Source organism: Mucilaginibacter metallidurans (assembly GCF_003286435.2).
GTDB classification, from domain to species: domain Bacteria; phylum Bacteroidota; class Bacteroidia; order Sphingobacteriales; family Sphingobacteriaceae; genus Mucilaginibacter; species Mucilaginibacter gossypii.
This window is the reverse complement of sequence record NZ_CP043449.1, coordinates 5,287,959-5,309,767: the sequence shown is the minus strand read 5'-3', so window position 1 is coordinate 5,309,767 and position 21,809 is coordinate 5,287,959. Positions and strand designations below refer to the sequence as shown.

Annotated in this window: 15 protein-coding genes; 4 read left to right on the top strand and 11 right to left on the bottom strand. The window is 44.6% G+C overall.

Going from position 1 to position 21,809, the window contains the following annotated elements; all coding sequences use genetic code 11:
- Positions 1 to 36: 36 nt before the first annotated feature.
- Entirely contained in the window at positions 37 to 957 is a 921-nt protein-coding gene (locus DIU38_RS22415) for a cyanophycinase (RefSeq protein ID WP_090531111.1), read from the bottom strand.
- Between the two features lie 172 nt (positions 958 to 1,129).
- Here DIU38_RS22415 and cphA point away from each other — a divergent pair, with 172 nt between their 5' ends.
- Entirely contained in the window at positions 1,130 to 3,757 is a 2,628-nt protein-coding gene (cphA, locus tag DIU38_RS22410) for a cyanophycin synthetase (RefSeq protein ID WP_112651656.1), read from the top strand.
- A gap of 271 nt (positions 3,758 to 4,028) precedes the next feature.
- Here cphA and DIU38_RS22405 read toward each other — a convergent pair whose 3' ends face one another.
- Both DIU38_RS22405 and DIU38_RS22400 read right to left on the bottom strand, forming a co-directional pair.
- Complete coding sequence (locus tag DIU38_RS22405) at positions 4,029 to 4,691, bottom strand: DNA-3-methyladenine glycosylase family protein (protein WP_112651654.1); 663 nt, start codon at positions 4,689 to 4,691, stop codon at positions 4,029 to 4,031.
- Between the two features lie 151 nt (positions 4,692 to 4,842).
- Positions 4,843 to 5,961 carry a DUF4407 domain-containing protein gene (locus DIU38_RS22400; RefSeq protein WP_090531102.1) on the bottom strand — a complete coding sequence of 373 codons (1,119 nt, stop codon included), beginning with the start codon at positions 5,959 to 5,961 and terminating at the stop codon, positions 4,843 to 4,845.
- Positions 5,962 to 6,077: 116 nt separating this feature from the next.
- Between DIU38_RS22400 and DIU38_RS22395 the strand changes: the two genes are divergently transcribed.
- The 3 genes from DIU38_RS22395 (at position 6,078) to DIU38_RS22385 (ending at position 7,764) form a co-directional block, all read left to right on the top strand.
- Positions 6,078 to 6,392: a rhodanese-like domain-containing protein gene (locus DIU38_RS22395; RefSeq protein ID WP_090531100.1), complete on the top strand. Its 315-nt coding sequence runs from the start codon at positions 6,078 to 6,080 to the stop codon at positions 6,390 to 6,392.
- 2 nt (positions 6,393 to 6,394) lie between these two features.
- Positions 6,395 to 6,610 carry a DUF6358 family protein gene (locus tag DIU38_RS22390; protein ID WP_112651652.1) on the top strand — a complete coding sequence of 72 codons (216 nt, stop codon included), beginning with the start codon at positions 6,395 to 6,397 and terminating at the stop codon, positions 6,608 to 6,610.
- A 245-nt stretch (positions 6,611 to 6,855) separates the two neighbouring features.
- Positions 6,856 to 7,764, top strand: coding sequence for a prohibitin family protein (locus tag DIU38_RS22385; protein ID WP_112651650.1), 909 nt, complete (start codon positions 6,856 to 6,858; stop codon positions 7,762 to 7,764).
- Between the two features lie 41 nt (positions 7,765 to 7,805).
- Here DIU38_RS22385 and DIU38_RS22380 read toward each other — a convergent pair whose 3' ends face one another.
- The 8 genes from DIU38_RS22380 to DIU38_RS22345 all read right to left on the bottom strand — a co-directional run bounded on the left by DIU38_RS22380 (position 7,806) and on the right by DIU38_RS22345 (position 21,807).
- Positions 7,806 to 8,363, bottom strand: a complete 558-nt coding sequence (locus tag DIU38_RS22380; RefSeq protein ID WP_146750349.1) for a hypothetical protein — start codon at positions 8,361 to 8,363, stop codon at positions 7,806 to 7,808.
- Positions 8,364 to 8,448: 85 nt separating this feature from the next.
- Positions 8,449 to 9,084: a hypothetical protein gene (locus tag DIU38_RS22375; protein WP_112651646.1), complete on the bottom strand. Its 636-nt coding sequence runs from the start codon at positions 9,082 to 9,084 to the stop codon at positions 8,449 to 8,451.
- Positions 9,085 to 9,259: 175 nt separating this feature from the next.
- Positions 9,260 to 11,536 (bottom strand): GH92 family glycosyl hydrolase, encoded by a 2,277-nt coding sequence (locus DIU38_RS22370; protein ID WP_112651644.1) that lies wholly within the window; start codon positions 11,534 to 11,536, stop codon positions 9,260 to 9,262.
- 334 nt (positions 11,537 to 11,870) lie between these two features.
- The gene (locus tag DIU38_RS22365) at positions 11,871 to 14,057 is read right to left on the bottom strand and encodes a hypothetical protein (protein WP_208057740.1); all 2,187 of its coding nucleotides are present in this window, start codon (positions 14,055 to 14,057) and stop codon (positions 11,871 to 11,873) included.
- Positions 14,058 to 14,233: 176 nt separating this feature from the next.
- Complete coding sequence (locus tag DIU38_RS22360) at positions 14,234 to 14,983, bottom strand: DUF3823 domain-containing protein (RefSeq protein ID WP_112651640.1); 750 nt, start codon at positions 14,981 to 14,983, stop codon at positions 14,234 to 14,236.
- A 13-nt stretch (positions 14,984 to 14,996) separates the two neighbouring features.
- Positions 14,997 to 16,907, bottom strand: a complete 1,911-nt coding sequence (locus DIU38_RS22355; RefSeq protein ID WP_112651796.1) for a RagB/SusD family nutrient uptake outer membrane protein — start codon at positions 16,905 to 16,907, stop codon at positions 14,997 to 14,999.
- 13 nt (positions 16,908 to 16,920) lie between these two features.
- Positions 16,921 to 20,094: a SusC/RagA family TonB-linked outer membrane protein gene (locus DIU38_RS22350; RefSeq protein ID WP_112651638.1), complete on the bottom strand. Its 3,174-nt coding sequence runs from the start codon at positions 20,092 to 20,094 to the stop codon at positions 16,921 to 16,923.
- A 525-nt stretch (positions 20,095 to 20,619) separates the two neighbouring features.
- Positions 20,620 to 21,807 (bottom strand): class I SAM-dependent rRNA methyltransferase, encoded by a 1,188-nt coding sequence (locus DIU38_RS22345; protein ID WP_112651636.1) that lies wholly within the window; start codon positions 21,805 to 21,807, stop codon positions 20,620 to 20,622.
- Between the last annotated feature and the right edge of the window lie 2 nt (positions 21,808 to 21,809).

Genomic DNA, 21,809 nt, shown 5'->3' with positions numbered 1-21,809 from the left:
GGCCAGGGTATTTATAAGAACTTTATGCAGTTTAAATTATTGTAGAAGTTTGCTGCCTGGTGCATTTATAAAAACACCTTCTTCAACTTTTACGCTCTTTTTTATGATTAAACGGTGCTGCACCAGATCGTACTTATCAAATATCGACATGACGTGCACCCGCAGGTTTTCGATAGATATTGGCGAACCAAGCTCCACATCGTATATATTAGTTGATACGATGTTGCGTCCGTCAACCAAAATAATAAGGCCCGAGCCGATAGCTTCCATCATATAACCTTCGGTAATGAGCAGTCCGGTATCCTCGCCCAAACCTATCCCTAAAATACCGGGATTAGTTGCCACGGCATACATTAACCGGCCTATGCGGCCACGCTGTACAAAGTGAGTGTCAACAATAACCGAATCGATAAAGCCAAGGCCGGCGGTTATCTGCACTTCGCCTTTAACCAGGGCTTCGTTACTTTGCCCGCGGTAGATCATATGTGTAGAAGCCGCTGCAGCGCCTGCTGACGTTCCGGCAATAACGAAATTCTCTTTTTGATAGCGTTGTTTAAGGATCTGTAAAAATTCGGTGCCGCCAAAAATGGCTGTTAGCCTGAGCTGGTCGCCGCCGCTGAACATCACTACATCGGCTTTGCGGATCCTGTCTAAGTATGCCTTGTTCCCCGCATCTTCGCGGCTTTTGATATGTAATACGTTCACATTGGTAACGTTGAGCTGGCCAAACGCCTTGATATACTCGGCGCCGACAAGCTCGGGGATTTGAGAGGCGGTGGTGATCACTTCAATTTGTGAGCCTTCGTGCTTAGCAGATTCGTTAATTATGCGCCTTAATATGCCTTGTTCAAAAAATTTGATATAATCGGGCTGCAAAATATGTTCCTGGAGGGTAACATTGCTCCCCATATCAACCGCGCCGCCTATAATTATTAGCTTACCTTTCGGGACAATCATGATTATTTCACACTATCTTAATACAACTATATACAAATTACGATAAAAACATGCACAAACACAGGAACTAATAATAAATAATGGCTTTTCGCCATCAAAAATTTTATTCCCGTGTTATGTTTTATAGTTTTAAGGGGAAAATCAGACTGACAAAAAAATAGCATCCTACATAATGAAGATCGAGAATATCCAGGTACTACGCGGACCCAACATTTGGAGCATCAGGCGCAAAAAATTAATACAAATGCGGCTTGACCTGCAGGAGATGGAGCACCGCCCCTCTAATGAAATTGATGACTTTTATGAACGGCTTGAAAAGCTGTTACCATCGTTATACAGCCACCGCTGCTCGCCCGGTGTACCCGGCGGTTTTTTTCAGCGGGTGATTGCCGGCACTTGGATGGGACACGTCATTGAGCACATAGCTCTGGAAATACAAACCCTTGCCGGTATGGATACCGGCTTTGGCCGCACCCGCGAAACCAAAACCAAAGGTGTATACAATGTAGTATTTGCTTATCTGGAAGAAAAAGTTGGCGTTTTTGCAGCCGAATCGGCCGTACGCATAACCGAAGCCTTGATAAAAGGCGAGGATTACAACCTGGATGCTGATATTCAGCAAATGCGCGAGATTAGGGAAAATACCCGTCTGGGGCCAAGTACCGGGTCAATTGTGGAAGAAGCGATCGCGAGGGATATCCCATGGATCAGGCTTAACAACCAATCGTTAGTGCAGTTGGGTTACGGCAAAAACCAGGTACGTTTCCGCGCTACCATGACCGAAAAAACCAGCAGCATTGCCGTTGATATTGCCAGCAACAAGGAAGAAACCAAACGACTTTTACAGGAGCAGGCCATCCCTGTTGCTAAAGGCGTAACTATTTCATCCGCATCGGCTGTGCCGGATGCCATCCGCAAAGTGGGCTTCCCGCTGGTGTTTAAACCGCTTGATGGCAACCACGGCCGCGGTATCTCTATCAACATAAAAACCGAAGAAGAAGCCATTGAGGCCTACGAGCACGCCGCCAAAATATCGCGCCGGGTAATTGTAGAGCGATATGTTACCGGCTTTGATTTCAGGGTGTTGGTGATCGATAATAAAATGGTTGCTGCCGCCCTTCGTAAACCGGCACATGTTACCGGCGATGGCAGGCTGAATATCCAGGAATTGATCGACCTTGAAAATACCGATCCGCGCCGCGGTTACGGGCACGAGAATGTGCTTACCGAGATAACTATCGACCGTGACACCCTCGATCTGTTGGCAAAAAAAGACTACACGCTTGAAACCGTTCCCGAAAAAGATGAGGTGGTTTATGTAAAATCAACTGCTAACCTAAGTACAGGCGGCACCTCTGTTGATGTTACCGACCATGTGCACCCGCAAAATATTTTTATTTGTGAGCGCATTTCTAAAATCATCGGCCTGGATATTTGCGGCATCGACATCATGGCGCAAAACCTTACCGAGCCGCTTACCGATACAGGTGGAGTGATACTGGAAGTTAATGCCGCACCGGGCTTCAGGATGCATATTGCTCCAAGCGAAGGTTTGCCCCGCAACGTAGCCGGACATGTGATTGATATGCTTTACCCGGCCGGTAAATCGGCCCGCATCCCTATCATTGCTATTACCGGGACTAACGGTAAAACCACTACCACCCGTTTGATAGCCCACATTGTTAAAAATAACGGTCACCGGGTAGGTTTCACCACCTCGGATGGGATCTATGTACAAAACAATATGATGCTGAAGGGCGATACAACCGGCCCGGTAAGCTCGGAGTTTATACTAAAAGATCCAACGGTTGATTTCGCGGTATTGGAAACAGCCCGCGGGGGTATCCTGCGCTCGGGCCTCGGTTTTGGCTTTTGCGATATAGGGGTAGTTACCAATATCCAGGAAGATCACCTTGGCTTATCGGACATTCATTCATTGGAAGACCTTTCACGCGTGAAAAGCGTAGTGCTTAACTCGGTTAAGAAGGATGGCTGGGGCGTTTTAAATGCCGATAACGAGTATTGCGTACGCATTGGCAAAAAGGCCGAATGTAACATCGCCTACTTTAGTCGTAATGAAAATAACCCAATCATTAAATCGCATTGCAAAAAAGGGGGCATCGCCGCTATTTGCGAAAACGGGTTTATCACCATTTTAAAAGGCGACTGGAAGATCCGCGTACAGCGTACTATCCTGATCCCGCTTACGTTTGGCGGTACTGTGCCCTTCATGATTGAGAATGTGCTTGCAGCAACACTGGCTACGTTTTTATGGGGATTTAAAACCGAGGATATCAAGATCTCGCTCGAAACCTTTATTCCATCGGCATCGCAAACGCCTGGCCGTATGAATATTTTTGAGTTTAAGGATTTCCGCTTCATGATTGATTTTGCCCACAATCCGGATGGGTACACCGGCATCAAGGAGTTTTTAAGACATATCGATTCGCCGCTTAAAATAGGTATCATAGCCGGCACCGGCGACAGGAGGGATGACGACATCCGCGAACTGGGTAAAATATCGGCCGAAATGTTTGATTATATCATCCTGCGCCAGGAAAAACACCTGCGCGGCCGCACCGCCGAAAATATTATTGGTTTACTCAGGGAGGGAATTGAATCAGTTGATCCTAACAAGCAGGTTGAAGTAGTGCCTAAAGAAGTTGACGCTATTAAACACGCCATGAGCCTGGCCCGCCCCGGAACATTCATTACCGCCCTGAGCGATGTGGTTGATAATGCCATTGAAACCGTACAGGATTACCAGGAACAGGAGAGGAATGGGCTATTTAATGTTTGACAGCCCCTAAAGGGGGGGCTTTGATAAGCATATTTTTAATGCGTTGGCGAAGCCAGCGCATTTTTTGTTTATATACTTTTGCAGGTTAAAGTGTAATAACACCAACCATGGACAGCACCAACAGGGGGTTAACAGGGTTAACACAATTTCGAATTATTCGGTGCAATGATTTGAATATCAATTGTTTAATAAATATAGGGGTTACGCGAAAGATGTGATAAAGATATTCAGCTTGCGGTTAGTGTTATTAAATTTAAGCCTCCGAATATCTTTATTTTTTAACGCCTTGCCTGGAGGGTTTGGGTGGGGCCGGTACTCTTTGGCTCAGATAATAATGCCACAAAATCATCGCCGCTACCGTTCGGTATGGTTTCCATTGTTCGGTCACCGCTAACAATTCTTCTTTGGTAATATCTTTTGGCAGATTTTTTACCCGTTTAAGGGCATTCACTGCGGCAAGATCCCCGATAGGGAAAACATCGGTGTGCTGTAATACAAACATCAGGTAAACATCAACCGTCCAGTTGCCAATGCCTTTGAGGGAGGTTAGTTTGGTACGGATAATATCATCAGGCATTTGTTCCATTTCGGCAAGGTTGATCTGCCCGCTTACAATGGCTTCGGCAAGGTATTTTATATAGATGGTTTTTTGGCGGCTTACATAACATGCCCTGAATTCTTCATCGGTAAGCAGTAGCACCCGTGCAGGGGTAATTTGCTGTACCCCCTCGCGGAGTTTATTTAAGGCAGATAATGCCGAAGCCAGGGACACCTGCTGTTCTAAGATAATATGCACCAGTGTTTCAAAACTATTTGGGCGCGACCATAAAGGTGGATAGCCATGATTTTGAATGATCAGGGCCAGATCAGGATCATTAGCTGCAAGATGATCACAAATGGAATGATAGTTTGAATGTGAAAATTGCTCAAACATAGGTTGATATTATGTTTTGCAAGATGGGAGATTGGGTTGGTAATTGCAAAATATTCCACTGTAGAGACGCATAATTGCGTCTTCGCCTATAAATCGGCCCTGCATAGTTGGGAGACGCAATTATGCGTCTCTACGGGAAAAATGCAGGGTTTTACTCGTAACTATGCCGCTCAAAATCATAATCAGATTGCGAGGTAATGATCTTTTTTCGCCGCTCGATATCAGTATCCAGGTTGTGATCGTAAATATTATCCGTAACCGCTATATCCCGTTCCTTATCCCGTTCGGCAAGGTGGATATTGGCTTCGGCTGTTTTGGCGATAGCCGTATCATAAGGCCCTTTGGGCGACATCAGCTTTACAAATACCGGCAAACATTCAAACAAAATGAAAAGGTAGCCGATAAACGAAATAGCGAGATACGTATCGAGGTCGCGCTTGCCGTTTTCAGTGTAGGTGAGCTGGCCTAATGCCCAGTTACGGTCGGAGAAGCCGGCTATGCTGGCCAGGCTGTCCAGTTGATGCTCGGTAAACAAACGGGTGCTGTTCAGTCCCTCATAATCTTTACGGGCGCTCAGGTATTGGTCCATCTGCCCTAAATTATCAGTAACGGATTTAAGCCGGGCTTCCTTTTCTTCCAGTATGGCCTGCTTTTGCTTTGCATAAGTGCCATAACCGGTAATGCCCGATGTTTGGTTGGTTTTATCGCCGAAAACTTCCTGGTTAAGCTGATAACGTGAGCGGTTAATATCCCGTTCAAGCGAATCTTTTTCTTTTTTAAGATCGGTGTTTTTACCCAGTTCCATGGCATACTTCTGCATGTAGGTTTTTTCGAGGGTATCAATTTTACTGCGTTGCCCTTTTAAATAGGCAGTTTTTAGTTTCTGGCGAATTTCTTTATCAAAGATCTTGAGTTCAAGCGGGCGGGATATCACAATACCTATCATAATAGCCAGCAAAATACGGGGCGATGCCTGCAGGATCTGCTGGTTGGTTGTGCCTTCTTTGTTGATACTGGATACAATGTAGCGGTCCATGTTAAAAATGGCCGTTCCCCACAGTAAACCAAATAGTATAGCAAAACCTACAGCAAATGCATCGCCATTAAAAACAAAGTACATGGCATAACCGCCGGATAACGCGGCAAACAGCGCAGTGAAAAATATAGTTGCCCCAATACCAACATACTTATTATGCTCAATTGGGTACTTTTTTAAGGTATCGATATGTGCTCCTGAACAGAACCAGAAAAAGCGTGTAACTTTTTTCATTAAGTAATTATTGTGTAAACATATATGAAACGCTCATATACTTTGATTGTTACAAATAACAAGCCTAAATATTTGATTAAGAAAAAAACTACCTTTGAATTATAATTACATTTAACATGAACGAGATAACCGTACAAGAACTAAAAGAGAAAATTGACAAAGGCGAAGATTTTCAACTGATTGATGTTAGGGAAGATTTTGAATACGAAACTTCAAACCTTGGCGGGCAGCTTATACCGCTTGGCGGAGTGCTGATAGAATCGGAAAAGATAAGTAAAGACAAGCCGGTTGTAGTAATGTGCCGCAGTGGTAAACGCAGCGCGGCTGCTATTATGCAACTGGAGCAGCAGGGTTTTACCAATCTGTCAAACCTAAGAGGAGGGATCCTTGCATGGCAGGCCGAAATTGACCCTGAATTAAACGTATACTAATAATGGGCTTTAAACTGGTGCTCAATGTGCTTTACACCATGGGTGTAGCTTTGTGCTTTATTGTAGCTTATAAAATGTTTACCGAAAAAAACTACCTGATCATGGCCGGTGCCATGATTGTTGGCGTAGTTGTGATTTTCATGAAGCTGAGGCTTTTGAAACAGGTTAAAGAGACCCAGCAAGCCCCGCAAAATAAAAAAGGCAAAGGGACTAAGTAACCCGATATTAATTAGGTTCCCAGACTTACGAAGTTTTCAAAACTTCGTAAGTCTTCCCTACTTCTAATGGCGCAAGTTTTGTGTAAAGGGAACAAGCGCCGGCTAACTTGTGCCGTTATGCTAAGTCGGCAAAAAAAATACCCCCCTTTCGCATCCATCTAATTCCCGGCAATAACAGCCTTAATCCCCTAAAAAACATTCTTATAATAAGCTTGCAGCATGCAAAAAAAGCTTAACTTCATTGCATGTTTATAGCAGTATTAGGAGTTATTGTACTCATTGTGGGTATAGTGCTCAAACGTTCGCCCGAACCGGCCGGCCGCTTTAACGGCGTGGTAACCGCGGTGGGTATCGCCATGGTGGTACTTGGCTTATTACTCAATATATTTAAAGTTATTGAGCCGGGCAAGGTAGGGGTTCAAACCCTTTTTGGCAAGGTGCAGGACCAGGTGCTTGAAAGCGGTTTGCACATTGTAAACCCAGTTGTAGAAATCACAACCTTCGATATCCAAACGCAAACCTATACCATGAGTGCAGTAAATAACGAAGGCCAAAAGGAGGGTGATGATGCTATCCGCGTGCTTTCATCAGATGGATTGGAGGTTACCATCGACCTTTCGGTGCTGTATAAAGTGAAACCCGATAAAGCCCCGTACATTATGCAGAACATTGGCGAAAACTATGTGGATAAGATCGTTCGCCCTGTTTCGCGCACGGCCATCCGCGATAACGCGGTTGCTTATGCCGCTGTCGATCTGTATTCGACTAAGCGGCAGGAGTTCCAGGATAAAATAAACCGTTACATCACCGCCAGTTTTGAAAAACGCGGACTTGAGCTGCAGCAGATCCTGGTGCGCAACATTACCCTGCCAGCCTCGGTACGCGCCAGCATCGAATCAAAGATCAATGCCGAGCAGGACGCCCAAAAAATGGAGTTCGTACTGCAAAAGGAACGCCAGGAAGCCGAGCGGAAACGAGTGGAAGCACAGGGTATTGCCGACTATCAGCGCATCCTTTCAACCGGGTTATCGGATAAGCAACTGCAATACGAAGCCATAAAAGCACAAAAAGAAATAGCGCTTTCGCCCAATGCCAAGGTGATTATTATTGGCGGCGGAAAGGGAGGTAACCCGATAATGATCAGCGATAAATAGTGCGTGATTAATGTACCTTGTTTCGGGCGGGCATAAATGGATTAGTCCGCCCTGTAGGCTTTCAATACTTTCCTTTCCCTACCTTCTCCGGGCCAAAGGGTAATCTTATAGTGATCGGTACCTTCGTCCTCATCGGGATTCACGTTTTTTACAGCATACGAATAAATGCGCACGCGATATCTTGCCGGGGTAACAATGGCTTTCAGGATAATTTTGGTATCCGGAAAATTCAGGACTTCCATAATGCCCGAACTTAGTTTTACACTGCCCTCAACAACGTGATCATATTTGCTGAAATCTTTTTCCGGGTCTGCCGTGTTCAGCACATTAAGTTCGGCCCGTATGTGGCCGTAACTGGCTGTTTTTATGCCGATGATATCTTCAGTAGTTCCTAAGCGCGCATTTTGGGCGTCGCTGTTCCAAAAAGTAGTATCACCGGTGGTACCGGTAAAGGCCGAATCGCAGAGGTAAAATTGGTTGTGGGTAGTGAAAAAATCAAGATTGTATTTGCCGAAAGGACGCATAGAAAAAGCAAAGACCACAGGCAGTATCAAAAGACATGCGATTAGTACTGAATAATGTCTTTTTTGGCTTTTCATTGATAAGGCAAGTTACAAAAAAGATAAAAGTAAATTCACCAATCAAAAGTAAACAAACCTAAATAGCTAATTAAAACCATATTCTTTATTGCTTTTGCCTGGCTTTATTCACAACCTCTTTAAAATCGGCATAATAAGAATCTATTGTTTCTTTCTTGATACCTGGCCAAAGGCTTTTATCAACGCTTAACTTATCTATGTCTTCGTCTTTTACCTTATCATGTGCTGTTAAAACGTTGATCCATCGCTGATCATATAACTCGTCATTTGCAGTTACATAGGCTACAACCTGGGGAACAACCTTTTCTAAGGTATCCAGATGCTCAAAGGCATATTGGTTTATCGACATCCCGATTGGGCCGTTCCAATTGGCTGCCGATACCGTTTTATCTACACTGCGGTTTACATCGTATCTTGATCTTAATTGCGCTACATAAAACCAAAAACAGGCATCGCTATATTTTTCCTGCCCAAATAAAACCATAGCCATAGTAAATAATACCGGAGGGATATGTTTATTGGCGCTGGCCTGCACAGAGGCAATAAGTTTATTTTGAGTTTTGTTGGCGCTGGGATTATAAAATGCCATCATCACCTTCCCGTCTTCACCATTCAATATGATCTGTTCGGCCTTTGATTGTCCCGCCTTTAAAGCCGGAAAATCCTGCGCTTTAACAATACAGGTAGTTGTGATAAGTACGAAAAGTAAAAGATATTTCATGGTTTAGTGTTAATTGCTAAATGTAGGTAAAACAAAACTTTTAGATGGAATATCTAAAACAAAAAACGCATAACCCGCATCTCCCGTCATAGCTAATTGATCAGCGTGGCGGGAGACGCATGTGATGCGTCTCTACAAAAAAGCCCTCCCTATTGGGGAGGGTTGGGAGGGGTGTTTACTTCTCGTTACTCATTGAATAAGGCACATCGGCATCTTTGGTGCCGCGGTCTTTGTTCGGAGTTGCCTGCATATCAAAGTCAAGTACAGCACCGTTTAATAACCCTTTGTGGCTTAACCAGTTGTTGGTGTATGGTTTACCATCAACAGTAAGTGTATTTACATACCTGTTATCCGCGCTGTTTTTTGGCGCGTTAATGGTGATGGTTTTGCCGTTCTCTAAATTAACAGTTACTTTTTTAAACAGCGGGGCACCTAAAACATACTGGTCGCTGGCCGGGGTAACCGGGTAAAAGCCCATGGCCGAGAAGATATACCATGCAGAGGTTTGACCGTTATCTTCGTCACCGCAATAGCCATCCGGCGTGGCTCTGTACAGCCTGTTCATAGCTTCGCGAACCCAGTACTGAGTTTTCCATGGCTGGTTAGCGTGATTATATAAGTAAATCATATGCTGGATAGGCTGGTTCCCGTGAGCGTATTGGCCCATACCTGCAATCTGCATTTCACGGATCTCATGGATCACACCACCGTAGTAGCTGTCATCAAATACCGGCGGCATTTCAAACACCGAATCCAGCTTGGCTGCAAATTGCTGCTTGCCGCCCATCAGGTTTATTAAACCCTGAATATCGTGGAACACGCCCCAGCTATAGTGCCAGCTGTTACCTTCGGTAAAGGCATCGCCCCATTTAAACGGATTAAATGGCGTTTCAAAAGTACCATCCTGGTTTTTACCGCGCATCAGTTTAGTTTGCGGATCAAAAATATTGCGGTAGTTCTGGCTGCGTTTTTTGTAGATCTCAATTTCCTTTTTAGGCTTGCCCAAAGCCTTACCCAACTGGTAAATGGCAAAATCGTCATAAGCATACTCAAGAGTACGGGCGGCATTTTCGTTGACCTTTACGTTGTATGGCACATAGCCTAAAGTGTTATAATACTGCACACCCCGGCGACCGGTAGCATTAGGCCCTTCGTTGTTGGCACCGTGTTTAAGGGCCTGGTATAAAGTCTCGATATCGTAACCGCGTAGGCCTTTCAGGTAAGCTTCAGAAACTACCGATGCAGAGTTGTTACCGATCATACAATCAGCGTAGCCCGGGCTCGACCACTCTGGCAACCAGCCACCTTCTTTATAATCATTGATAAGGCCTTCTTGCATTTCTTTGTTGATAGACGGGTAAACCAAGTTCAGGAAAGGATACAATGCCCTGAAGGTATCCCAGAAACCGGTACCGGCAAACAGGTAACCCGGCGCAACTTTACCGTTGAAAGGGCTGTAATGTATATTTTGCCCATTGGCATCAACCTCATACATCTTGTTTGGGAAAAACAGCATACGGTAAAGGCTGCTGTAAAAAGTACGGGTCTGGTCGATAGTACCACCTTCAACATCTAAACGACTTAACGTTTTGTTCCAGGTATCTTTTGCTTTTTGGCAGGTAGCAGCAAAATTATCGTTGCCCAACTCGCGTGTCAGGTTCAGTTCAGCTTGTTCAACGCTGATAAATGACGAAGCTACTTTTAAATGAACTTTTTCGCCCTTAGCAGTTTTCAGGGTGATCACTGCGCCGGCATGGTCGCCAGTGTATTCCAACTGGCCTGCATCCTGCTTCCAATCGTGCCATGTTGAAGCCAGCGCGAATGGTTTATCTACATAAATAACAAAATAGTTTTTAAAGTTGGCAGGTACCGCTCCGCTGTTTTTAGTGCTGTAACCAATAATCTTTTGTTCGCCGGGAATGATCTTTATATATGAGCCTTTATCAAAAGCGTCGATCACAATGTGCGAGCTATCACTTTTAGGGAAAGTGAACTGGAAGCTGGCAGCGCGTTCGGTTGGCGTTATTTCAGTTGTTACGTCATAGTCGGCCAGGTAAACGCTGTAATAGTAAGGTTTCGCTGTTTCAGCTTTATGCGAGAACCAGCTGGCGCGATCTTTTTCATCCAGTTTTAACTTACCTGTTTCCGGAAAAACAGAAAACATACCATAATCATTCATCCAGGGCGATGGCTGGTGGGTTTGTTTAAAACCGAGGATCTTATCGGCCTCATAAGTGTACTGCCACCCATCGCCCATTTTACCGGTTTGCGGTGTCCAGAAGTTCATACCCCATGGCAGGGCTACTGCCGGGTAAGTATTACCGTTAGATAACGATGGCTTTGATTGCGTGCCCATGAGCGGATTGATCAGATCGACAGGTGACGGCGCCTTTTCTTGGGCCGAAAGTGCTGCCGGTAAAAAGGCAAACGCCAGGAGAAGTAATTTTTTCATTTATTATTTGGGGACTTTATTTTCAAATCAATACAGTATTATCGGTACTCAAAGAAATTTAAAACGGGGATTGCGCGATTCCCTCCCTCGGGAGGGTGTAGGGAGGGGTTAATCACCATGCATATTCATTAGCAAAGCCTACAAACCCCTCCCCGCCACAACACTTTCCACCGCACCCCTCCCAAGGGAGGGAATTAAAAAATCTTCCGAATAGCCGTTATCAATACAAGGACAAATTTTTTGAGCGAATTACGGAATCTCTTTTCAAAAAAACTTCCGCACGTGAAATTTCACGTACGGAAGCATAAATCAACTCTCTCTCAAAAAGACTCTTTTACCATTTAATGCTCACCTTGATACCATCGGGACTGTTGGCAAAGCCCAGGTACAGGGTTTTTGATGATTTATCCCACGAGGATTTTACATCAGCAATGGTTTTTCCTTCGTTATCGGTAACTACTGTTTCTTTCGGTTGCGCCGGCAATAAGATTCGGGCGCTGTTTAATGTATTAATCGGGCTTTTGGCTACAAAACTGTAACTGTTTTCTGTTACTGCTTCGTCATAAACCCTTGAGGCCGATGCCAATACTTTTGGCTGTTTTTTATCCGCAACACGCTTAACTACATACAATAGGGCTTGCTCATTTGGATTGATCGTTTTTTCGGCGAGTACCGGCAATTGCGGATCGAACAGATCGATAACCGGGCCCTTTACCATATATGGCTTGCTATCGGCATTTTCATCCATTACCGAAATAATATCATACGGGCCACGCTCCAGGTACATGCTATTTTTAAATTTTAGCTTACCACCATCGGCATCTTTTTCATAAGCTTGCTTTACAGTTTTGATGAAGTTATCATCATTATTAGCCTGCATTACATACTCTTTGGGGTTTTGCCTCAGTACATAAACCGTACCTTTGCCAACAGCAAAACGCTGATCGTTCCCGGTTGAGTTTATACCCAGCAGTTTAAACAGGTGCTGTGATGGCGCTTTAAAATTATTGCCTTTGGTATCCCACCATTCCGTTACCGATTGGTAAGGGTCATCATCCCTGCCAACATAAATCAATACACCGCCCTGTTTAACCCAGGCAGCCAGTTGCTCATGAACTTCGGCTGATACAGGTTTCATGTTCGAATAGCTCATCACCAAAACCTTAATATCCTTAAGCGATGCGGCATAACCCAGGTTTTCCATGTGTACGGTTTGTACCGGCACACCGCGCTTTACCAGTGGCAGCGTTTGACCATAGAAGTTAGAGAACTGCGGATCTTCAAAGCCGTTATGTGTAGGGAAACGCTGGAACATCAGGGTATTGCTCATCAGCACACCGATTCCATTAACACCAGATACTTTGTTGGTTGAAACAGGCATATCATTCAGCGCGTTTACCATGATCTGCATCTGCGTTGAATAAAACTGGGGGATCAGTGTTTTTTCATTAGTACCCAATACCGGGTAGGGGTGCGTATAGATTCTTTCGGGCCATGGCATTACCTCGTAATCGGCAACCATCGGGTACAACAGTTTGGCGGTAAAAGTAGCCTGGTAGTTACGTTTGTAATCGCTCCAGTCGTGTACACGGTCTTCAATCGGGTCGGTAAGGAAAAATACTTTCCTCCCGGTTGGGGCCGTCATGGATACTACCGAACCGTATTCCAGAAACGCATTCTCGAATACCCGTTCCTTTTCCTTGCCATTAAAATAAGTAGGCTCACGCGAAGTACCTGTCCATACCTGGGCAATATATCCGTCGATACCCGGTAAAGATGCCAGGCTGGCCTCCGGGCTTACAATTTGCCATGATGAATAGTTTACCAGTGAGTGTGTAGCAATGAACACCTTAATGTTCATGCCTTTGCTTTTGCCGTACTCTTTGGCGTATGATGATACCTGTTTTATAGTTTCATAATACAGATTGTACTTTAGCTTGTTTGATAAGTAAGTATTTTCAGGAGATGCGTCCTGCGGTTTCCATGGGAAGCCGTAATATTTTTGCCATTGGTTTTTGAAGCCGGCGCTATACCCGGCACGGGCCCAAAACTCTGGTTCTTCTAAAAAAATTTTGGTGATACCAACGTCTATCACCCGTTTAACTACGGCGGTTTTCATGTATTCGATAAACGAATCATCGGGCACAACATAAGGCATATCCTTCCCGTGGAAAATTGTATCGCCTCTTTGAGTTACCTGCCCTACGCCAAGGTGGTTTTTACCATCCCATTTACCTAAAAAGTAATCTTTGTAATCGCCCCAGGCAATGCCGGTCATGAAATTTACGTCATAGCCACGGTCGCGCCATGATTTAACGCGTTGCTCAAAGGTCATGTTTGGATGATCGTTGGTACCATAAACAATGGCAATGTCCGATCGTACATCAATTTCGGGCCTCCAGGGACTGCTGGTTTGAAAAGCAGTTTTCTCTTTCAGGGAAGCCGGTTTAGGGTTAGAATCCTGCGCATAGGCGCTGGCAGCAAGGGCAAGTCCACAACAAAAAAGCAGCGTATTCTTCATAATGTAGTTTTAATAATAATGCCGTTCAGTCTTCAATCCCCAGTCTTTAGTTGAAAGTCAAAAAACAAGACTTTGACTTGCGAAAAGTACTATTGGCTTAGCGATGTTATATTTTATAAAACTGTGTTGGAAGGAACCGCTGCCGGCTCCCCCCTCACACAGGTATTTATTTCTTTTTACGGAACCTTTACCTCCTTAACGTCGGTATAGTTATAATAATTAAGGCCATAGGAAACCCTTGCACCTACGCGGATGAAATAGCTCCTTTTACCCGGCAATGCACCACCAAGTGTAGTAAGACTAAGAGTTTTACCAACCGAGTTATTTGCATCATTACCGCTCAGCTTAGGTGTGTAGCGATTATCGTAGTTATTATTGCCTACGTAGTTGTTTGAATTGACAAATACAGCCACATCACTTACGTTTTGCTGAAAATTAGGATCGGCAGTACCCCGGGTAACTTTAAAGCTGGTAGTTATGGTGCCATCAGCATTTAAAACAGGATCGCCAACCCACTCTATCCGTAAAAATGGCTCAACCGAAAAGTTTACGGTGGTTACATCTTTAACATCAACCGTTTGGCTTTTATCAACAATGGTTTTGCCGGTGTTATCAACCTGCACCAATGGAACAAAAGCGCCCTCGGCCGAAATTACATTTTTACCTGCAAACAGTTTGGTGTTTTGATAAGTACCATCCTGAAAAGAGGATATATAAAACGGAGTAGGATTTGAGCTCCAGCTTATCTCCAATAATTTAATGCGGGTGCCTGAACCCTGTTCGGTTTGCAGGCTTTTGCCATTCCCTGCATCGGTCACCGTACCTTTTAAGGTAACATTAGGAGCGGCATAATTATCAACCTTTTTGCATGAGCTGCCTGCGGCAACCAATACACTTAATGCTATGCTATAAAATAGTTTTTTCATCTCTCTCTTAAAATTAATAACCCGGATTTTGAATTAAATTCTGGCTTTTCTGGATCTCGCCCTGTGGAATCTGCTCGTAGTACCAGCGCACGTCAAAAGTGTACCTTGAGTTACGTTCGTCTAACCGGGCATCAAAGAAATACTTACCATCATTAGCCGAATAGAAAGGCATCAACGTACGATAGATTGTACTGTTTTGCTCTTTATCAGCAATCCTCCAGCGGCGCATGTCCCAGTATTGTTTGTTTTCAAAACCAAGCTCTTTTTTACGCTCTTTACGAACTACGTCGATAGTTAAATTGGCTGTACCGGTTAACAGGTCGGCACCCGCACGCTCACGGATAGCATTAATCTGGGTAAAGGCATCCTGTAAGTAGCTTTTATCCGACTGGCCTAATGCATTTAATTCTACAGCAGCTTCGGCACGGTTAAGTAATACCTCGGCATAACGCAATTCTATCCAGGTTTGATCAGAACGGTTTTCCAATACTTCGGATGTTGGTTTATCCGGTACGATATATTTACGGATAGAGAAGCCTGAAACAGAATTGGTACCATCGCCTGTGAAATAACCGCTTAAACCGGCAGGGTTCATAGTTGTACCATTTGGCAATTTGTATGGCGTTTGGCTGGCGTTGGCCGATTGAACAATATTATCAGTAGGATAATGAGCAGTCGAACCTGCAGGCAACAGCGGACTGATTCCACCTGCCGAAGGGCCTGTATAAATCCCCCTGCGGATCTCGATGCTTACACCTTTCATTACATCACCCGGCAAAACTACGGTTGCCCTTAACCTTGGTTCGGCATTGGCAAATATATCCATGGTGTTGGTGTACAGATCGTATTTACCACCGGTTGTAGTTTTGATGGTACCATCAGCATTTTTAGGAAAACCGTCAAACAGCTCCACAAAATCCAGCGTAGGGTTAACTTCAGACGAGTAACCATTAGCGCCCATTAACTGGCGGGGTACGTTGTAGGCATCATAACCATGTACCGATTCGGGGTAGTGATACTGGCGTACAAATATGTTTTCGGGGCTGGATGCATCAAAAAACATGTTCACGTAGTTTAGGTACTGCGCATTTTTATCACCCGCAGCCCATGCTTTTTTGTATAAGCTGTATTTGCCGTCAAGCAATGCCGCCGCGTCATAAGCTGCTTTAAAGTAAGTAACCGCTTTTGCAACCGGGATACCGCAAAGCCTGTTTCCGCTGCCATCAACCAATGTAATTTGGTTGTATTTAGCTATTGTACCGGCGTAAAGCATTGCCCTTGATTTGAAACCGGCAGCTGCATATTTGCTGGCCCTGCCCGCCTGGTTAGTTTCAGGAAGGTTAGTGTAAGCATAATCCAGATCGGTACCGATAAAATCATAGATCTTTTCTTCAGACGAACGAGGTATTTTCAGCTCCTCAATACTTTGCTCAGGGTAGTTAAGTACTTTATCAACAAGCGGCACACCGCCATAGCGTTTAACCAGTGCAAAGTAAGTAGCAGCACGTACAAACCTTGCTTCACCTAACCAGTTATTTACCTGATCGTTGGTGAAGTTGCTTGCATATTTAGGCAGGGTTTCTGCAAAATAGTTGGCATCCCTGATAACCCTGTAACAATCGCCCCAGGTTGAAAGGCCTGTGTTTTCCTGCATAGAGCCATTCTGGTCGCGACTTAAAGCTTCGCCGGTGGTAGCGCTTGTAGGGCTGATGATCCAGAACATATTCAAGCCTCTTTCGGGCGAATATCTGAAGTCTTCAATAGGCAATTCGCTGTACATGCGTGACATGTAGGCCTGAATCCCCGCAGCAGTTGCAAAAACGTCATCATCCTTAACAATACTTGGGGGCAGGGTATCCAGCTTTTTACATGCCGTTGTCCAGCAAAGTAAAAAAGCCAATATTGTATATGTGTATTTTTTCATGATCTGTAATGGATTATAGTTTAACATTTACACCGATTGAATAAATTTTATCTAAGGGGTATAAATAACCGTAGTTGGCCGATGGGTGTTCAGGGTCAAGATATTTCAAGCCTGTAATGGTTAAAATGTTGTACCCGTTTACAAAGATCCTTGCGCCTTTAATACCAATCTTTTTGGCGGCTGCGGCAGGAATGCTGTAGCCAATCTCAGCAGATTTTAACCTCACATAAGCCGCACTGTGGATATTTGACAGTGAGTTGGTGTTGGCTGTTGTACCGGTAAGGGCAAAAGTGCCCGGAGTCCATACAGTGTTTGGATCATAAGGATCGGCTTTAGGATCAGTTGGGTGGTACCTGTCCATGAACATAGATAGCGCGCTGCCACCACCCCATAACGGGATGTTCAACTGTTCGATGTAGGATACGTTGATACCTGCTGCACCCTGCCATACAGTATTGATATCAAAGCCTTTGTATGAACCGCCCAGTGTTAAACCAAATGTAGTTGAAGGTACGCTGTAATTGTTGTTACTTACGTTTTGTGCTATTGGGTGCACGTCCTGGTCGTTTATCACGCCGTCGCCGTTCCAATCCTGTAAAATGTAATCACCAACTACTGCGTTACGTGATACAAACTGCAGACTGTTCAGGATCTGCTGATAGTTTTGGAACTGGCCATCGGCACCAAAACCCCAGAATATGTTGTTATAGCGGTTGTCGTTATTATTATGCCAATTAAGCTGTGAGTTACCGTAAGCAGAGTGAACCTTGCTAATCCATTGTGTACGGGTATACCCGAATGTGCCTTTAACAAAATAGTTAAAGCTACCTATATGGTAACGATGGTTTATCTCGATATCGAAACCCTGAGCACGGTCGCTATTAAGGTTTTCCTGTGGCAAACCTGCACCTACTACACCCGGCAGGTTATCGGCACGAGTATCAAGCAGGCCACTTCTGTCGCGCCTGAAGGCATCAACAGTTAAGCCTAACAAACCGTTCCAGGCCTGTAAGTCGATACCTGCGTTGTAGGTTTTAGCAACATACCAGAAAATGTAAGGATTAGCTATACCACGGCTCTGTGCACCGTTAACAAAAGTACCGTCAAATACTGATCCCGGAGGCAACCTGTTGTTATCGCCTGTGGCAGGGTAGTTATAACCGGTAAGATATTGGTAAGCGTTAAGGCCTGCGTCATCACCCAGTTTAGCATATGATAAACGGATCTTCAGGTCGTCGATAAAAGAAAGAGCTGATGTGTTTTTCCAGAAGTTTTCCTGTGAGATTCTCCAACCTGCAGATGCACCCGGGAAAAAGCCCCAACGCTTAAGCGGAGAATTTTTGGAACTGCCATCATCCCTGAAGCTAAACTCAACCAGGTATTTTGATTTGTAATCGTAGTTTACACGACCAACAAATGATTTGTTTACATAATCATAAGGCCAGCCGCCATCAACCGTTGCGGTTTGATTTAAAGCGTTGCCCGCCGATAGCTGATCAACAGGAAGCGATAGTTGACGTTGCGCATTAAAGTTGTCGCCTTTTTGTTCACCTTCTTCATAAAGCGCTAACGCACTAATGTTGTGCCCACCTTTAAACTGCTTAGCATAGTTTAACGAAAGCTGCATTAAAGTGCTTGGCTTTTCATAAAACTGACGGGTGAGTGAACCCGGTGTTTGGTTAGCTATAGCCTGATAAGAATTGCTGTTAGCATCATAATTATACTGGTTATATGAGCGCTGATAGATCTTGTTACTTGAAAAATAGTAATCATAGTTATACAAGCCCTTAGCACTTAAACCTGGTACAAAAGGCACATTGTACGTTGCAGATACCGAAGACTGTAACCATTTATTGGCAATTTGTTTATAACCATCAACATTGGCATCGGCCATTGCGACAGGGTTTGAACCGTCCACCTCACCATTATTCAGGTAAGCCGGATTGTTGTTGGCATAGATACTTTGGGTAGGCACCTGCCTCCAAAACGAGCGGATGATCCACCAGGCATCCTGGTAAGGTTGATTTTTCTGTTCTATGGTACCGCTCAGGTTTACATCAACGGTAAGGTTTTTATTGATTTTGGTAGTGATGTTTGAGCGCAAGTTGTATTTTTTGTAGTTCAGATCGCCGCTTTTGAAAAAGCCGTCCTGATCAGTAATACCCATACTCACAAAGTAGCTGCTGTTATCGGTACCGCCTGTTGCATTCAGGTTATGCTGTTGCTGCGGTGCGCTGTTAGCAAAAACAGGGCTATACCAATCGGTACTGGTTTTTGTGCCGTTTTTGTAAGCTGCAAAATCAGCATCGGTATATTTTACCTGTCCGCCGTTAACGTTGTGCAATAACTGCTCGTTAACCAGGGTCATGAAATCAACAGCGCCAACAGGTTTTGGCATGTACGATGGGATTTGCCAGCCATAAGTGCCCGAGTAGTTAAGGTCAACCGCACCTTTTTTACCTTTCTTGGTAGTTACGATAACTACACCGTTTGCAGCACGCACACCGTAGATGGCAGCAGAAGCATCTTTCAGTACCGAAACACTTTCGATATCGTTAGGGTCAAGGCGGCTAATGTTATCGCGGGGAATCCCGTCAATTACCACCAGCGGGTTACCAAAGCCACGGATATCAAAAGCATTGCTGAATGAGCCCGGCTCAGATGTGTTTTGGGTGATACGAACACCAGCCACTTTACCGGCAAGCATGTTCAGCACGTTCTCGTTTTTGGTGGTTACGATCTCGCTGTTAGTAACCGATGCAACCGATCCGGTCACCGTTGCCTTACGCTGGGTGCCGTAACCTACCACTACCACCTCGTTCATGTTGGTGGCGTTTGGCTGAAGCTTAATGGTGATGCTTTTCTGATTACCTACATTTACTTCCTGTGCAACGTAACCCAGGAAAGTGAAAACCAGCGTTTGGCTTGGTTCGGCATTGATGTTAAACTGGCCGTTAACATTAGTAGTTGTACCATTAGGCGTACCTTTAAGCTTAACGCTTACACCGGGCAGTGGCTGCCCATGCTCGTCATTTACTACACCGGTTATTTTGCTACCCTGAGCAAAAGCCGAAGTACACATGGCTAAAAATAAAAGGGTGGTTATGCAGCATTGAAGCATCCCTTTAATTTTAGCACGATAACGGATGCGATGGCACCCATCATAATTGGTAAAATTTTCGTACATAAATAATTGGTTAATGGGTTTATAACTCTTGCCAAAAGGGAAGCAAAAACCATTAAACAGGGATGGTTAAACCCGTTCAATACATATCATGCTTTCCATTTGGCACAGCAATGATATAGCGGGTGGTATTAAAACGGGGGTTAAAAAAGGGGTTAACTCGGCAAAAATTTTATTAACCGCACAAAAATTAACCGCTTTTTTAAGCGGAGATAGGCTAATTAAAGAAAAACTGCCGCAGGTTTAGCGATAGCGTAACCTTTAGTAGATTGTAGCCAATTTATGAAATGAAAAAAAGTCATGTCATTAAGCGATAGCGCGGCAATCGCACGGAAGCAGGGTCGCCCTGTATAGCATGCGATTGCCACGTCGCGCCCTCGCTCATTCCCGTTCTGCTCCTCGCAATGACATTTTTTTATTCGTACTTGAAAACCCGCGGTAGCATAAATACGATAAAATGCCGAAGGCCCGTTTTGCTACGCAAAAACAGGCCTTCGACTAACGTTCCCCCTTTAGGGGGTTAGGGGGCTAAAACACCCTGCAAAGCAAACCTTTCAAATATTCACCTTCAGGGAAGGAAGCACGGACAGGATGATCTTCGGGTTGATGGAACTGGTAGATAAACTGAACCTGTTTACCCGCATCAAGCGCGGCCCAGGCAATTACCTGTTTAAAGGTTTCCATATCCATAGCACCCGAGCAGGAGTAGGTAGCCAGCAAGCCTCCTTCGTTAAGCAGCAGCATACCCAAACGGTTCAAATCTTTATAAGCCCTCGAAGCACGGGTGAGCGCCGAGCGTGACGGCGCATATTTAGGCGGATCGAGTACGATTACATCAAACTTTTCGCCCTCATCCCTGAATTTGCGTAACTGTACATTCACGTCGGATTTAATTGCTATGTGTTTGGTTGCATCCAGTTTATTCAGCCTGATATTTTCGGCCAGCGTTTCAATAGCTAACGCCGAGCTGTCTACGCTGGTTACTGATGCGGCGCCTTCTTTAAGGCTGTTCAACGTAAAGCCGCCGGTATAACAAAAGCAGTCCAGTACCTTTTTATCTTTAGTATGTACAGCCAACACATGACGATTATCGCGCTGGTCGCAATAAAAGCCGGATTTTTGGCCTTCGGTGATATTGATACCGTAAATAACGTTGTTTTCTAACACCTCAACCAGCTCAGGCGGCGGACTGCCAGCAAGTACTTTATTCTCAGCTTCGGGCAGCCCTTCGTGGGCACGTGAAGCATTATCACTTTTATCCGAAATACTTTCGGGATTCAGTAGTTTTTTTAGTTCATCAATAATAACAGGCATCTCATTTTGAATACCCGAGGTAAGTACCTGCACTGCCAAATGGCCGGCATATTTATCAACGATTAGCCCCGGCAGATAATCCGATTCACTAAAAATTAAACGACAGGTATTGGTACCGTTAGCCAATATGTTAGCACGGCTTTTAACCGCGGTTGCTACTTTTTCGCGAAACCACGCTTCGTTTACATGTACATCCTTGTTCCATTCCAGCAAACGTAAAGTAACCCTCGACTGATCGTTATAAAAGCCATAGGCCATGAATTCGCCCTGAGCATTCAGCAACTGTACCACGTCGCCATTGGCAGGCTTGCCCTTAACTTTTTCAATTGCTCCGGAAAATACCCAGGGATGCCTTTGCAATACGGCTTTTTCTTTACCCTTCTTTAATATAACGTCAATCATGG

Bases quoted from the DNA above. Each gene is read 5' to 3' on its own strand.
- DIU38_RS22415 (WP_090531111.1), bottom strand. From the start codon at position 957: ATGATTGTCCCGAAAGGTAAGCTAATAATTATAGGCGGCGCGGTTGAT.
- cphA (WP_112651656.1), top strand. From the start codon at position 1,130: ATGAAGATCGAGAATATCCAGGTACTACGCGGACCCAACATTTGGAGC.
- DIU38_RS22405 (WP_112651654.1), bottom strand. From the start codon at position 4,691: ATGTTTGAGCAATTTTCACATTCAAACTATCATTCCATTTGTGATCAT.
- DIU38_RS22400 (WP_090531102.1), bottom strand. From the start codon at position 5,961: ATGAAAAAAGTTACACGCTTTTTCTGGTTCTGTTCAGGAGCACATATC.
- DIU38_RS22395 (WP_090531100.1), top strand. From the start codon at position 6,078: ATGAACGAGATAACCGTACAAGAACTAAAAGAGAAAATTGACAAAGGC.
- DIU38_RS22390 (WP_112651652.1), top strand. From the start codon at position 6,395: ATGGGCTTTAAACTGGTGCTCAATGTGCTTTACACCATGGGTGTAGCT.
- DIU38_RS22385 (WP_112651650.1), top strand. From the start codon at position 6,856: ATGTTTATAGCAGTATTAGGAGTTATTGTACTCATTGTGGGTATAGTG.
- DIU38_RS22380 (WP_146750349.1), bottom strand. From the start codon at position 8,363: ATGAAAAGCCAAAAAAGACATTATTCAGTACTAATCGCATGTCTTTTG.
- DIU38_RS22375 (WP_112651646.1), bottom strand. From the start codon at position 9,084: ATGAAATATCTTTTACTTTTCGTACTTATCACAACTACCTGTATTGTT.
- DIU38_RS22370 (WP_112651644.1), bottom strand. From the start codon at position 11,536: ATGAAAAAATTACTTCTCCTGGCGTTTGCCTTTTTACCGGCAGCACTT.
- DIU38_RS22365 (WP_208057740.1), bottom strand. From the start codon at position 14,057: ATGAAGAATACGCTGCTTTTTTGTTGTGGACTTGCCCTTGCTGCCAGC.
- DIU38_RS22360 (WP_112651640.1), bottom strand. From the start codon at position 14,983: ATGAAAAAACTATTTTATAGCATAGCATTAAGTGTATTGGTTGCCGCA.
- DIU38_RS22355 (WP_112651796.1), bottom strand. From the start codon at position 16,907: ATGAAAAAATACACATATACAATATTGGCTTTTTTACTTTGCTGGACA.
- DIU38_RS22350 (WP_112651638.1), bottom strand. From the start codon at position 20,094: ATGTACGAAAATTTTACCAATTATGATGGGTGCCATCGCATCCGTTAT.
- DIU38_RS22345 (WP_112651636.1), bottom strand. From the start codon at position 21,807: ATGATTGACGTTATATTAAAGAAGGGTAAAGAAAAAGCCGTATTGCAA.